The organism is Aeromonas dhakensis (assembly GCF_002285935.1).
Classification (GTDB): domain Bacteria; phylum Pseudomonadota; class Gammaproteobacteria; order Enterobacterales; family Aeromonadaceae; genus Aeromonas; species Aeromonas dhakensis.
This window is the reverse complement of record NZ_CP023141.1, coordinates 4318184-4332287: the sequence shown is the minus strand read 5'-3', so window position 1 is coordinate 4332287 and position 14104 is coordinate 4318184. Positions and strand designations below refer to the sequence as shown.

Annotated in this window: 14 protein-coding genes; 9 read left to right on the top strand and 5 right to left on the bottom strand. The window is 63.4% G+C overall.

Features of this window, described 5'->3' with window-relative positions; translation table 11 throughout:
- Window positions 1-411 precede the first annotated feature (411 nt).
- From nrdD to CK627_RS19995, 4 genes are all read left to right on the top strand, one after another.
- Window positions 412-2529 carry an anaerobic ribonucleoside-triphosphate reductase gene (nrdD, locus tag CK627_RS20010; RefSeq protein WP_095593200.1) on the top strand — a complete coding sequence of 706 codons (2118 nt, stop codon included), beginning with the start codon at window positions 412-414 and terminating at the stop codon, window positions 2527-2529.
- A 96-nt stretch (window positions 2530-2625) separates the two neighbouring features.
- A complete protein-coding gene (gene nrdG / locus CK627_RS20005; RefSeq protein WP_095593199.1) occupies window positions 2626-3135 on the top strand; it encodes an anaerobic ribonucleoside-triphosphate reductase-activating protein in 510 nt (169 codons plus the stop codon).
- A 64-nt stretch (window positions 3136-3199) separates the two neighbouring features.
- On the top strand, window positions 3200-3370 hold the full coding sequence (locus CK627_RS20000) for a YqaE/Pmp3 family membrane protein (RefSeq protein ID WP_005343870.1): 171 nt from the start codon (window positions 3200-3202) through the stop codon (window positions 3368-3370).
- Window positions 3371-3514: 144 nt separating this feature from the next.
- On the top strand, window positions 3515-3907 hold the full coding sequence (locus CK627_RS19995) for an energy transducer TonB (protein WP_010634739.1): 393 nt from the start codon (window positions 3515-3517) through the stop codon (window positions 3905-3907).
- 31 nt (window positions 3908-3938) lie between these two features.
- Here the strand turns inward: CK627_RS19995 and CK627_RS19990 are convergent, their stop codons facing one another.
- From CK627_RS19990 to slyA, 5 genes are all read right to left on the bottom strand, one after another.
- On the bottom strand, window positions 3939-4298 hold the full coding sequence (locus CK627_RS19990) for an MliC family protein (RefSeq protein WP_005303350.1): 360 nt from the start codon (window positions 4296-4298) through the stop codon (window positions 3939-3941).
- A 127-nt stretch (window positions 4299-4425) separates the two neighbouring features.
- On the bottom strand, window positions 4426-5187 hold the full coding sequence (locus CK627_RS19985) for a substrate-binding periplasmic protein (RefSeq protein WP_017779880.1): 762 nt from the start codon (window positions 5185-5187) through the stop codon (window positions 4426-4428).
- 140 nt (window positions 5188-5327) lie between these two features.
- The gene (locus CK627_RS19980; protein WP_095593198.1) at window positions 5328-6356 is read right to left on the bottom strand and encodes a DUF2955 domain-containing protein; all 1029 of its coding nucleotides are present in this window, start codon (window positions 6354-6356) and stop codon (window positions 5328-5330) included.
- A 10-nt stretch (window positions 6357-6366) separates the two neighbouring features.
- Window positions 6367-7422, bottom strand: coding sequence for an HlyD family secretion protein (locus CK627_RS19975; RefSeq protein WP_005303344.1), 1056 nt, complete (start codon window positions 7420-7422; stop codon window positions 6367-6369).
- A gap of 1 nt (window position 7423) precedes the next feature.
- Complete coding sequence (slyA, locus tag CK627_RS19970) at window positions 7424-7897, bottom strand: transcriptional regulator SlyA (RefSeq protein WP_010634735.1); 474 nt, start codon at window positions 7895-7897, stop codon at window positions 7424-7426.
- A gap of 290 nt (window positions 7898-8187) precedes the next feature.
- Here slyA and CK627_RS19965 point away from each other — a divergent pair, with 290 nt between their 5' ends.
- The 5 genes from CK627_RS19965 to CK627_RS19945 all read left to right on the top strand — a co-directional run bounded on the left by CK627_RS19965 (window position 8188) and on the right by CK627_RS19945 (window position 14090).
- A complete protein-coding gene (locus CK627_RS19965) occupies window positions 8188-8409 on the top strand; it encodes a hypothetical protein (protein WP_017787826.1) in 222 nt (73 codons plus the stop codon).
- Window positions 8410-8938: 529 nt separating this feature from the next.
- Window positions 8939-10246, top strand: a complete 1308-nt coding sequence (locus tag CK627_RS19960; protein WP_017764159.1) for a 2-hydroxycarboxylate transporter family protein — start codon at window positions 8939-8941, stop codon at window positions 10244-10246.
- A gap of 11 nt (window positions 10247-10257) precedes the next feature.
- Entirely contained in the window at window positions 10258-11808 is a 1551-nt protein-coding gene (locus CK627_RS19955; protein WP_095593197.1) for an NAD-dependent malic enzyme, read from the top strand.
- Between the two features lie 17 nt (window positions 11809-11825).
- Window positions 11826-13394, top strand: a complete 1569-nt coding sequence (locus CK627_RS19950) for an ATP-binding protein (RefSeq protein ID WP_095593196.1) — start codon at window positions 11826-11828, stop codon at window positions 13392-13394.
- 3 nt (window positions 13395-13397) lie between these two features.
- The gene (locus CK627_RS19945) at window positions 13398-14090 is read left to right on the top strand and encodes a response regulator (RefSeq protein WP_011705161.1); all 693 of its coding nucleotides are present in this window, start codon (window positions 13398-13400) and stop codon (window positions 14088-14090) included.
- The last annotated feature ends 14 nt before the right edge of the window (window positions 14091-14104 follow it).

The following is a 14104-nucleotide window of genomic DNA, read 5'->3' as shown; positions in this document are numbered from 1 at the left end:
TTCATTATGTCCATCTTGGTGCAAACCTGTCCCGGTCAATTACTGTCGGAAGGGAAATCTTTTTCCCTCTGGCCGGTATCGGGCGCCAGCCCGCATCAGGCTTGAATTGGGCCTTGTATGGGGCCGTTTGTGACTGGTCGGGAACTGCGCCACTCGCCGCAAAACCTGTTCTGGATCAAGAAATACGGTCACGCTTTGGTGCCTAATAGACACCATATATAGGGCTGCATTCGTTTTTAATCCCTATATGTTGTGTTATTAAGCTGTGTACAAGCTGTTCCCTTCTCATCGTCAGCCCTGGCTTGTCAAGCCTCGGCTGAATTTATTTGCGCCGAGGACGAGGCGTGGAGAAGGGGGCCAAACAAGGGTAAGCCGAGGGCGAGAGCCTGGCCTTTTTAACGGGGAAAATCCATGAAACCGGTTGTGATCAAACGTGATGGATGTCGCGCACCATTCAATGCCCAGCTGATTGCCGAGGCGGTGGGCCGAGCGGCAGAAGCGGTCAATCAGGCCAGTCCGGCGCTGGCCGAGCGCATTGCCGCCGCCGTCACCCAGGAGCTGGAAGGACGAGGGGAAGTGGACATCCACGAGATCCAGAACCGGGTCGAGAACCACCTGATGGCTTCCGACGACAAGGCCATCGCCCGTGCCTACATTGAATACCGTCACGACCGGGATCAGGCCCGCGAGGCCCGCGGCCGGCTGGCTCAGGAGATCCGCGGCCTGGTGGAGCAGACCAACGCGGCCCTGCTCAACGAGAACGCCAACAAGGATTCCAAGGTGATCCCGACCCAGCGCGACCTGCTGGCGGGCATCGTCGCCAAACACTACGCCACCAGCCACATGCTGCCCCGCGACGTGGTGCAGGCCCACGAGAGTGGCGATCTGCACTTCCACGATCTCGACTACTCCCCCTTCTTTCCCATGTTCAACTGCATGTTGATCGACCTGAAGGGGATGCTGACCCACGGCTTCAAGATGGGCAACGCGGAGATCGACACCCCTAAATCCATCAGCACCGCCACCGCGGTCACCGCCCAGATCATCGCCCAGGTGGCGAGTCACATCTATGGCGGCACCACCATCAACCGTATCGACGAAGTGTTGGCTCCCTACGTGACCATCAGCTGGGAGAAGCACCGGGAAGTGGCGGTGGAGTGGGGCATCGGCGATGTGGATGCCTACGCCATGGCCCGCACCGAGAAGGAGTGCTACGACGCCTTCCAGTCGCTGGAGTACGAGGTCAACACCCTGCACACCGCCAACGGTCAGACCCCGTTCGTCACCTTCGGCTTTGGCCTCGGCGACAGCTGGCAGTCACGCCTGATCCAGCGCGCCATCTTGAGCAACCGCATCGCCGGCCTTGGCAAGAACAAGAAGACCGCCGTGTTCCCGAAACTGGTGTTCGCCATCAAGGATGGCCTCAACCATCGGCCGGGCGATCCCAACTACGACATCAAGCAGCTGGCGCTGGAGTGTGCCTCCAAGCGGATGTACCCGGACATCCTCAACTACGATCAGGTGGTGAAGGTAACCGGCTCCTTCAAGACCCCCATGGGCTGCCGCTCCTTCCTCGGTGCCTACGAGGAGCAGGGCGAGCTGGTTCATGAAGGGCGCAACAACTTAGGGGTGGTGAGCCTCAACCTGCCGCGCATCGCCCTCAAATCTCGCGATGAAGCGGATTTCTGGGACAAGCTGGATGCCGCCCTGCGGGTGGCCAAGACCGCGCTGATGTACCGCATCAAACGCCTGGACGGGGTCAAGGCCCGGGTCGCCCCCATCCTCTACATGGAAGGGGCCTGCGGCGTGCGCCTCAAGGCGGACGACAACGTCAGCGAGATCTTCAAGCACGGCCGCGCCTCCATCTCCCTTGGTTATATCGGGGTACACGAGACCATCAACGCCCTGTTTGGCGATCAGGTGCACCTGTTTGACAGCGCCGAGCTGCAGCAGAAGGCCATCGCCATCGTCGAGCGCCTCAAGGCGGCCACCGACGAGTGGAAGGAGGAGACCGGCTACGGCTTCAGCCTCTACTCCACCCCGAGCGAGAACCTCTGCTCCCGCTTCTGCCGCATCGACGCCAAGGAGTTTGGCGTGGTGGCGGGGGTGACCGACAAGGGCTACTACACCAACAGCTTCCACCTCGATGTGGAAAAGCAGGTCAATCCGTACGACAAGCTGGACTTCGAGGCGCCCTATCCGCCCATCGCCAGCGGCGGTTTCATCTGCTACGGCGAGTACCCCAACATCCAGCACAACCTGGAAGCGCTGGAGAACGTCTGGGACTACAGCTATGACAAGGTGCCCTACTACGGCACCAACACCCCCATCGACGAGTGTTACGAGTGCGGCTTCACCGGCGAGTTCGAGTGCACCTCCAAGGGCTTTACCTGCCCGCGCTGCGGCAACCACAACCCGGCCAAGGTGTCGGTGACCCGCCGGGTGTGCGGCTACCTTGGCAGCCCGGATGCGCGCCCCTTCAACGCGGGCAAGCAGGAAGAGGTCAAGCGCCGCGTCAAACATATGTAAGTGCGGTAACGATGAAGCGCTGGCCCCTGTTGCAAGGGGCCATTTTCATGGGTTGGCGACCGTTTGCACACCCATGAAGGAGGCAGGAAACAAGCGATGCACTACCACCAATACTACCCGGTCGATGTGATCAACGGCCCCGGTACCCGCGCCACCCTGTTCGTCTCGGGCTGCGAGCACCAGTGCCCCGGCTGCTACAACCAGAGCACCTGGCGGCTCGATGGCGGCAAGCCGTTCGATCAGGCGATGAGCGATCGCGTCATCGCGGATCTCAACGACACGCGCATCAAGCGGCGCGGACTGTCGCTCTCCGGCGGCGATCCGCTCCACCCCGCCAACGTGCCCCACGTGCTGGCGCTGGTGAAACGGGTGCGTGCCGAGTGCCCCGGCAAGGACATCTGGTGCTGGACCGGCTATCTGCTCGGCGAGCTCAGCCCGGCTCAGCGCGAGCTGGTGGCCTTGCTGGACGTGCTGGTGGACGGCAAGTTCGAGCAGGGGCTGGCAGACCCCGGTCTGCTCTGGCGTGGCAGCAGCAATCAGCAGATCCACGACCTCAACGCCTGGCGGGAAGGAGGGGAACGGATCCCCTGTCTGGTTTGCAGTTGAGGCCAGGGATGTTTATGGTTAGCCCATTCCAATCCCTGTGACATCGTTGACGAGGAAATCCGAGATGAACAATCTGCTCAAGATCCTGCTGGCCATCTTCCTGCCGCCGGTCTGTGCCTTTATCCAGGTGGGCTTCAGCCTGCATTTTCTGATCAACATAGTGCTGACCCTGCTCGGCGGTCTGCCCGGCATGGTCCATGCGCTCTGGCTGGTGGTCAGCGACAAGCGCGGCTGACGTTGAGCCTCTTTGCTAAAAGCCAACCCGATGGGGTTGGCTTTTTTTATGCTACTCAAACGGGTTCCGATTGTTACAGTAATGGGCTGGCAACCCTGCCGGGGAGGGGTGACCCCTCTGATCTGACTCAACAAGGAGTGTTGAATGGGTTTGAAGGTTTTGCTGCTGGGCACTGTGCTCGGCCTGCTGGGGGGCTGTGCCAGCCCGAGCCCGACTGTGAAGCTGAACCAGCCGCCGCTGGAGGTGACCATGGCGGAGCTTGGCAAATACTGGGTGCAGGATGGCGAGGTGCCCCCGTTTGAACCGGTGGGCGGCGCGCCAGCCAAGCGGCCCGTCAAGGGCTATGTGGAGATCCGTTATCTCATCGACTCCAACGGCAATCTGTTCAGCCCAGAGATCCTGGCCTCGGAGCCGCCCGGGGTGCTGGATCTGATCGCCCTGTCGGGGCTGGCCAAGACCCGCTATCGAGTGTCGGAGCAGAACCCGCAGGCCATTCCGGTGCGAGTGGTGGGTCGCTACGAGATTGAAGTGGAGTAATGAGAAACCCCGGCCTGGCCGGGGTTGTTGTTTACTGCTGCTTGCAGTCGTTGTAGACGCTCTGCCACTCGCCGTCCTTGTCGCGCATCTCGACAAAGCCCTCGTCGCCCTTGTTCCACCAGACGGCCTCATGGTCGTCGGTGTAGCGGGCGCCGGAGGCAGAGACGCTCTGCGGCAGGGTGTAATCCTTGCCGTCCGGCAGCGCCAGCTTGACGAAGTTCAGGCTCTGATCGGAGAGGGCGAAGTAGCGCACTTGTACCCGTTGGCCCTGTTCGCACAGATAGGTGACGGGGTCGCCGCCGGTCACGCTCAGGGGGTCGGCGCCGCGTTCGCAGCCGCTCAGCAGGGTCAAGGTCGTGATGCCCAGCAGCAGAAGATTGGCGTGCTTCATGTTGATTCTCCATCGGTGTCATCCGGGCGTGATCCTAACAGCTTGCCAAAGGGGGGCAATGCCGCTCGACCCGACTTGCGTCGATATGCGTCCATGGGCGTCAAAAGAAGCACTAATGAGTATGGGCTCAATGCAGGCCGAGTCTGGCCTCGAAGGCGCGCACCAGCGCCTCGTAGGTGCCGTTGTTTTTGATCTTCTGCAGCCCCTCTTCGAAGCGACTGGCCATCTCCTCACCCCGGGGGTGGGCGCGGGAGAAGGCGAGCCAGAAACCGTCGGTGGAGATCTTGCCCACCTTGACCACCTTCCCGCTCAGCTGTTTCTGCTGGATCTTGAGGTAGCCCGGCATCTCGTTCATCAGTATGTAGTCGACCCGGCCACGCACCAGCATCTCGATGATCTGGGTGTCTGACTTGGCCTGGAAGCGGGTGATCCTGGGGTTTTCCATGAAATCGGTGGGGTAGGTGTAGCCGAGAGTGATGCCCACCGTCTTCTGCTCCAGCGAGGTGAGCTTGAGATCCCGGCGCGGTTCGCTGGCCAGGGCGAAGATGGCGAGATCCTCCTCGAACATGGGGGTCTCGTGCCAGAAGTACTGGTAACGGTTCTCCTCGGTAATGGTGGCATCGAAGCAGCCGAGCACCTTGTCGCTGCGCGCCTCGTACATGCAGCGGGCGAAGGGGATGGTACGAAACTCCACCTCGACCCCCTCGGCGGCAAAGGCTGCCTTCACCAGCTCGGGGGCCAACCCCCGCGGCTGGCCGCTCTCTTTGTCGAGAACGCAGTAGGGTGCCCAGTCATCTTCCGCGGCGATCAGCACAGACTCGGCCCGGGCGCTTCCCACCATCAGCAGAAGACAGATAACCAGCCAGTGAATGTGGGTTGCGTGTGTCATGGTCTCTCTCCCGTTGCCAACTGCCCTAGCAAGCATAGTTGCTGGGGCTGGCCGCAGGCGCTGCCAGATACAGGGCAAAAAAACGCCCCGGTAGGCATAGCGGGGCGAAAGGCGCACATCCTTGAGCTAACAACAGGGGGTCAATAACCGAACCGGGTGGCCTCGAAACGGTTAAGCAGTCGGTGGATGAGGTAACAGGCCAGCAGGGTGGCGACGATGGCAAACAAGATGCTGCTGACCCGGTAGAGGGCGCTGAACACCAGATCGTTGCCGGGCGTCAGGTACTGGCCGAACAGGATGCCGAGGGTGGTGAGGGCGCCGAAGCCGACCCCGGAACCGCTCGCCTCCTTCACGTGGGCATGGCTGAACAGCATGGCGCCGAGCCAGAGCAGGGGGGCGACCAGGATCAGTAGCCCGGACCAGTCGTAGAGCACCAGCTGGCCGACCAGGCCGAAGCTCACCCCGAGCAGGGTGCCCATGGCCCGCTTGCGGGCATAGCTCAGGGCGCCGTCCCAGTGCATGGGGAAGAGCACCAGCAGGGTGGTGGCCTGGGCCGACATGGAGTCCCGCAGATCGAAGAGCTGGAACACCATGAAGGAGAGGGTGGCGATGCTGGCGCCAAGCAGTGCCTCGTGCCGCATCCGGTGCGGTGCCTTGGGGGAGGGGGCTGGCTTGGGGCGCTCCTCCACGTCAGGGATGAGCGCCGTCATCAGGTAGGCGATGAGCACCGACAGCACGCTGGCCCACAGGTTGCTGAAGATGAGGTCGTTGAGATCGGTCTGCGGGTAGCTGGCAAAGTGCAGCATGATGCTGAGGCTCAACACGCCGTTGGCACCGAACAGGAACAGGCTGCCCCGCGACATGGCGGCGAAACGGTAGAGAAACAGCAGGAAGGCGATGGGGATCATCAGGCCGGGATGGCCGCCGAACAGCCCCCCCAGCAGCCCCACTTCTAGCCCGCAGACCACGGCGGCGGCGATCAGCTGGCGGGCGGCATGACCGTTCATCACCGTCACCATGCCCAGCAACAGCACAGGCGTCACCGTGTAGAAAACGCCGTAGTTCCAGCCGAACAGCTTGCAGAGCAGAAAGCCGCTGGTGCTGCCAAAGGCGATGCGCAGGCATTGGCGCAGTTCATTGGCGGTGAGGGGTCTGTGCCACAGGTTCATTGCCGTCACCTCAGTAGATGTAGTGCAGCAGGCTGAGCAGGCGGATCTGGGCGCGGGCCAGCAGCCCGGTCAGGGCGTTGTCGGGCAGCAGCTGCACGGTGGCGCGGGCTCCGGCCGGCAGATGGGCGGGTAGCTGTTCCAGCGCCAGGTGCAGGCGCAGACGCTGAGCGTCACGCACCCAGCGATCCGACTCGGTGGGGCTGGCCAGCTGGCCGTTGGCATCGAACTGACCGGCGCTGACCCCGGCATCCAGGCTGGTGACCCGGGCCGGATAGAGGCGGCCCGGCTCGCCATCGAAGGCGACCAGGGCCAGGCTGTCCTGATCAACGTGGCGCAGGCTCTTCTCGCGAAAATCGGCGATCACGTCCACTTGTTCGGAGACCAGCGCCAGCAGCGGGGCGCCCGCCGCGGCGAAGCTGCCGGGTTTGAGCTGCAGGTTGGTGATGATGCCATCCTGGCTGGCGTGGACCCGACTGTAGGCGAGGTTGAGCTCGGCCTGGGCGAGGCGGTTGCGAGCCTGGCGCAGCAGCAGGTTGTCGTCGCCGGGCAGGCCGCGGTTGACCCTGGCCTGGGTCATGCGCGCCTTGCTGGCCAGCAGGTTGGCCTGGGCGGTGCGAAATGCGCTGTCGGCGTCATCCTTCTGCTGCTCGGAGACCATGTGGCGGCGATAGAGGGCGTCGATACGCTCCGCTTCCCGCAACTTGAGGGCGGCCTGGGTCTGCAGCGAGCTGAAATCGGCGCTGGCGGCGTTGAGGGTGGCATCGAGCTGGCGATTCTGCTGCTCGGCCTGGGCCAGGGCGAGGCGAGCCTGCTCCACCGCCAGCTCGAAGGGGGCCGGGTCGAGGGCAAACAGCAGGTCGCCCTGCTTGACGTGCTGGTTGTTGGCGACAGCCACCTCCATCACCTTGCCGCTGACCTGGGGCGCCATCTTGGTGACGACGCGGGTTGCCATGGCTTGCGGGGTGAGCGGCATCTTGAGGTCGGCCAGCAGGAAATAGGCAAAGACCAGCACGAAGGCGCCCATGGCCCATTTGATCCAGCGTTGGAATTGTTGATCCGGGGTCATCTCATTCTCTCTCTTCACTCTGCGCACCTATCTTGCCGAGGGCATTGGCACAGATGCGGTGCACGATATCTTCAAACTGTTCCAGCTCCCGCTGGCTGATGCCGGCGAGCAGCTCCCGGCGTATCTCCATGATGCGATCTTCAATCTGGTCGAGCAGCGCCTTGCCGGCCGGGGTCAGGGTGACGATGCGGGCCCGTTTGTCCTGGCTGCAGCAGTGGCGTTCCACCAGCCCCTGCTCCTCCAGCTGGCCCAGGGTGCGCATCAGGGAGGGAAGTTCGATCTCCAGCGCCTCGGCCAGGGTCTTCTGGCTGAGGTGGCCGCCGAGCCGGCTCAGTTTCCACAGGGCCGTCCAGCGGGGATGAGTCAGGCCGAGGGGGGCCAGCTCGAGATCGGCCACGGTGCGCCACAGTCGATGCAGCCGGCCGACCCGCTCGGCGAGGGAGAGCTCGCGCAGCATTTCCAGATCCTTCATCATGAGATTCTCCTTTTACTTAGCTTGCTAAGCATTGTAGTTATTTAGCAGGCTAAGTAAATAGTGTGATCGCGATCTTGTTTATGAAATTTGGAGGTAGGTCTCTGGTGGAGCTCAAACAGCATGGGTGAAGGGGTGAGTTGGGAGCAGCGGCACTTTTGAGTGAAACAGGAGGCTGGATATGGTCGGCAGGGCCCGGTGAAATAAAGAGAGTCGTTTATTGGGATGGCATGAAAATAGTCACAGCTTTTTATGTGTGCCCTAATTAGACGATGCAAAAAAGTATTATATAAATGCGGCACTCTGTTTTTTATTCACTAATATTGATGAGTCAGCTAAACAGGGAGATGATAGCTGTGGAACGATATGAATCGGGTGACGCCCATCTCGCCATCGAGAGTCTGCTGGTGGACGTGGAATATGTGGTCGACGGCCATTATGGACTCAGCCTGGAAAATGCCGAAACCTGTCATGAATTTGACCCTGCCAATATTCCATTGTTATTAGCCGAATAGTCTTTCGGTCGGTGACATCCGCACGTCATATTGAGAGGGCAGCCTGTCACAGGGCCTGCCCGCACCCTTTATCCTCTTGCTGCAAGCCGCCATTACCTGCGGGAGCGCCATGCTTGTAACAAGCTAGGCGCTCGCTATCGAGCTGTCATCGTCCTCCTTATTTTTCACCCGGCAGATCCTGGCCGGAGCGTTTTTGTTGATCAGGGGATCACCCTTGCCTTGTACCGGGTGATCATTCACCACAGCCAAACCTGGCAGGCCATTATTGTTGGTTGCGACGCTGGTTATTTGATCGTTATTTGACAATGACCGCTTCAAGCGCCGCTTTAAAGTGCAAAAGAGTGCGCTTCTAAGTGATTTAATGACGACGACGGGGACCAAAATACCCCCTGTAAAATGGGTGCCAACCTTGCCCGCAGGCCATAGCGTTTAAGAATTTAATGTTTTTATATGCCTTTGTTGGCGGGCTAACCGACAGAGGGAGCGGAGATCTCTAGAGTGGCGCCACACCACACGCTGGAGCATAACAATGAAAAACCTCTCTACCCCACACACCAGAACCGCCCTGTTCGGCGGTCGACAGATTGCCGGCATGCCCATGATGATCTTTCTGGGCCTCGCCACCTGCGTCCTCTTCTCGGGTTGGAACGGCTCGCTGCCGCTCGGCATGGTCGGCGCGCTGGCGCTGATGTTCGTGCTCGGCACCCTGCTGACCGAGCTCGGCGAGCGCATCACCCCCATCCGCGAATACCTGGGGGGTGGCACCATACTCGCCATCTTCGGCGGCGCCGCCCTGTTTGAATACCGGATCCTGCCCGTCGAGGCGGGTCAGGTGATCATCGGCTTCATGAAGGAGGGGGGCTTTCTCAACTTCTTCATCGCCAGCCTGGTGACCGGCTCTGTGTTCGGCATGAGCGGCGCCCTGCTGAAAAACGCCGCCATGCGCTACCTGCCGGTGATCCTGGGGGGCGTCGCACTGGCGCTGCTCAGCGTCGGTCTGGTGGGCGCCCTGATGGGCTACGGCTTCAAGAATGCGGTGCTGCTCATCGGTCTGCCCATCATGGGCGGTGGCATGGGGGCCGGCGCCGTGCCGCTGGTGGAGATCCTCTCCGGGCCGCTGCAGATGTCGAGCGCCGATCTGCTGTCGCGCATGGTGCCGGCGGTAGTGATCGCCAACACCCTGGCCATCCTGGTGGGTACCCTGCTGGCCCGCCTCGGTCGCCGCTACCCCTCCCTGACCGGCAACGGCAAGCTGATGATCAAAGAGAGTGCCGCTGGCGTGGCCGAGGAGAAGGCGCAGGCGCCGACGCTGGAGAGCCTGGGTCTGGGGCTCTTCATCAGCTCCAGCATGTTCGTGCTGGGCTCATTGCTTGGCAACTTCATCCCCATGCACCCCTTTGCCCTGATGATCCTGGCGGTGGCCGTCATCAAGGTGAGCGGCCTGCTGCCCCGTCGCTACGAGCAGGCGGCGGCCGACTGGTACCAGTTTGTAGTCACCAACCTGACTCCCTCTCTGCTGGTGGGGATCGGTGTCGCCTACACCAGCATTCCCGAGCTCATCAGCGCCTTCTCCGTCAGCTACTTCGTGCTGGTGCTGGTGACCGTGCTCGGTGGTGCCCTGGGGGCGGCGCTGGTAGGGCGGATGATCGGTTTCTACCCCATAGAGGCGGCCATCACCGGGGGCCTGTGCATGGCCAACATGGGGGGAACGGGTGACGTGGCCGTGCTCTCGGCGGCCCAGCGCATGACCTTGATGCCGTTCGCCCAGATCTCCTCTCGTCTCGGGGGCGCCGTCATGCTGATCCTGGCGACCCTGCTCATCTCGCTGCTGGCATAAGGAACAAGATAATGAACGACATCATGATGGGCACCAGCCTGCCCTATGCCGAACGCAAGCGTCAGGGATTGATGGGGCGCATGCCCCACAAGGAGGAGTCGCTGGCCCAGCAGCGGCGCCGCATCTACCGGCTGGTTTCGGCCATGCAGAGCCCGTTTGATCAGCACCTGCTGCTGCGCCAGCTGCAGGAGGACAACCCGGTGCTGTTCTACGAACTGGTGCGCCACCACCTGCCGGAACTGTTGCCCATCATCTACACCCCTGTGGTAGGGGAGGCGTGCCAGCGCCACAGCGACCTCTATCTGCGCAGCCACGGCCTCTACCTCTCCTGGCACGACCGGGACGAGCTCGACCACATCTTCGCGGCGGTGGAGCAGGAGGTGGACGTCATCGTCATCTCCGACGGCGAGCGGGTGCTGGGGCTCGGCGATCTCGGCATCGGCGGCATGGGGATCTGCATCGGCAAGCTGGCGCTCTACTCCGCCGCCGGTGGCATCAACCCGGCGCGCACCCTGCCGCTGTGCGTGGACGTGGGCACCAACAACCCCGAGCTGCTGGAAGATGACTCCTACCTCGGCTGGCAGGCCCGGCGGGTGGATGGCGAGCCCTATTACCAGTTCATGGACAAGGTGGTGGCCGCCATTCGCAAACGCTGGCCCCAGGTAGTGCTGCAGTTCGAGGACTTCGCCGGCAAGCATGCCGCGAACCTCCTGGCCCGCTACCGCGACGAGCTGTGCATGTTCAACGACGACATCCAGGGCACGGCGGCGGTGGCGTCGGCCTGCGTGCTGGCGGGACTGCAGCAGGCGGGCAGTACGCTTGCCGAGACCCCGGTGCTGATCGTCGGCGCGGGCTCGGCCGGCTGCGGTATCGCCGCCATGCTGGCCCAGCTGGCGGGCAGCCCGGAGCGGGTGCAACTGTTCGATCAGGACGGTCTGGTCTGCCTGGACCGGGCCGGGCTCACCCCGGCCCAGCAGCCGTTTGCCCGTCCGGCGGCGGAGGCGTGCAACTCCCTGCCTGCGCTTATCGAGCGGCTGCGCCCCGGGGTGCTGATCGGGGTGAGCGGTCAGAGCGGCCTGTTCGACGAGGCGGTGCTGACGGCCATGGGGGAGGTGTGCGAGCGGCCGGTGATCCTGCCGCTCTCCAATCCCACCCGCAGCGCCGAGGCGACCCCGGCCCAGGTGTGGCAGGCCACCGGCGGGCGGGCCCTGCTCGCCACCGGCAGCCCCTTCCCGCCGGTGGAGGTGGACGGCGCGGCGCGGGTGGTCTCCCAGTGCAACAACGTCTATGTGTTCCCGGGCATTGGTCTGGGGGCCTGCGCGGTCAAGGCGCGGCGCATCAGCGACGGCATGCTGCGCGCGGCGGTGCAGGCGGTGGGCGCCTATCCGCTGGCCGAGGGGCGGCTGCTGCCCCCCATCGAGCAGGTGGGGGAGGTGGCCCGCGCGGTGGCGAGGGCGGTGGCACTCTGTGCCCGTGCCGAGGGGCTGGCCGATTTTGCCGGTGATCCCGCACCTTTGATTGACCAGACCTGGTGGCGCCCGCACTATTGGTCCGCGTCCTGATGTTGCAAGGCTAATCGATGAAACTGCGTCACCAACTGGTCACCCTCTCCCTGGGCCTGTCACTGCTCCTGATAGTCATTCTGGGCAGCCTGCTGGCGCTCTTTATCCGCCATTTGCTGGAGAGCAATCTGGAGGAGAAGGGGGGAGATCTGGCGCGGGTGCTGGCGGGAGACAACCGGGTGGTGCAGGCGCTGCAGTGGGGGAGCGATCCGGGCCTGCGCGACTATGTGCAGGGGATCTGCAGCCGCACCGATGCCGCCTACATGGTGGTGACCGACGAGCATGCCCGCCGGCTGAGCCACCCCTCTCCGGAGCTGGTGGGTGGCCTGTTTCGCGGCGAGGATATCTGGCCCTCCCTCAACGAGCGCAGCAGCTACTGCTCCAAGGACGTGGGCACCCTGGGGCCGGCCATCCGCTGCTTCGCTCCGGTGATCGGGCCTGACGGGCGCGCCATCGGTGCCGTGGTGGTGGGGTATCTGATGCAGACGGTGGAGAGCATCTACCTGGATCGGATTGCTCTGCTCATCAGCGCCATCGGCGCCGTGCTGGGCTGCGGTCTGCTGCTGGCGCTCTGGGTCCAGCATCGGCTGCGGCGTACCCTGCTGGATCTGGAGCCGGAGACCATAGTCAACCGCTTCGTGCTGCAGGAGCTGGTGCTGGAGCACATCTCGGAGGGGGTGATTGCCCTCGACAGCCAGGGCCATATCCGCATGCTCAACAGCGCCGCCTTTTACCAGCTGCGTCTGCCCGGCACCGGCCGCCACGCCCTGCTCGGCCAGCCGCTCTCGGAACTGTCGCCGCCACTTGCCCCCGCCCTGACCCAGGTCGAGACCGAGCTCGGTTTCACCGTGCACGGCGAGTCGTTCGTCGGGCGCTGGCAGGCGGTGGAGGGCAAGATCCCCGGCCGGCTGCTGATCTTCAGCCGCCCCGAGGTGACCGGCAGTCTCGGCATGCAGGTGACCCACCTGCGCCAGTATGCCGAGATGCTGCGGATGCAGACACACGAGTTCGCCAACAAGCTCAGCAGCCTCTCCGGCTTGCTGCAGCTGGGCCACGTGGATCAGGCGGTGGAGCTCATCCAGCAGGAGAGCGAGGCGTGCCAGACCATGCTGCACGATCTGCTGCGGGCCATCGAGGACAAGCCGGTGGCCGGGCTCATCCTCGGCAAGTTCAGCCGGGCCCGCGAGCTCGGGGTGGAGCTGGTGCTGGATCCCGATTCGGCGCTGGGGGAGTACCCGGCGGCGGTGTCGGCGGATCTCATCACCCTCATCGGCAACCTACTGGACAACGGCATTCGCGCCGCCTGGGCCCGGCGCAAGCAGTGCCCGCCGCGGGTGCTCATCTCCCTCAACGACTTCGGGCGCCGGCTGGTGATCGAGGTGGAGGACAGCGGCGAGGGGGTGGACGAGGCGCTGGCGGACCATCTGTTTGATTACGGCATCAGTCGCCAGACTGGCGATCACGGTGTCGGTCTGTTCCTGGTCAAGGAGACGGTGGCCAGGCGAGGGGGTGTGATAGAATGGCGCCGCACCGCCGAACAGACGACCCTGTTCGGTATCTACTTGAATAAAAACCAATTGGTGTGATCTATGGAGCCCATTTTCACGCTGGTGATCGAGGATGACGAACGGATAGGATCCATTCTGGCCGAGCTGGTCTCCTCCACCCCCGGATTTTCCCTGCTGGGTCGGGCCGAAAGCCTGACCCAGGCCGATCTCATGATGCGCGCGGCCCAGCCGCAGCTGCTGCTGGTGGACATCTCGCTGCCCGACGGCTCCGGCCTGGAGTGGGTGAACCGGCTGCGCAGCCACAACCGCGAAGCCTACGTCATCATGGTGACCGCCTCCTGCGACGTGGAGACCATCCAGCAGGCCCTCAATCAGGGGGTGCAGGATTACATCATCAAGCCGCTGCGGCTGTTTCGCATCCAGCAGAGCCTGGACGAGATCCTCACCCTGCACCGGCGCATCTGCGAGCGCGGCTCCCTCGAGCAGAGCGACCTGGACCGCTTGATGGGCAAGGTGAGGCCCCAGGGGCGCGAGGTGCGTGACACCCCCAAGGGGATCGACGCCATCACCCTGCGCCAGGTGCTGGAGCTGCTGGCGGGCGAGCCTGACAGCGCCTTCTCCACCGACACGGTGGCGTTGCGCTTGTCCCTCAGCCGCACCACGGCGCGCCGCTATCTGGAGTATCTGGAGTCGGAGGACCGGGTGGACGTGGATCTCAACTACGGCCAGCGCGGCCGGCCCGAGCGCCGCTACCACTGGCGGCGGGGCAGCTGAGCCGCTTGCCGCAC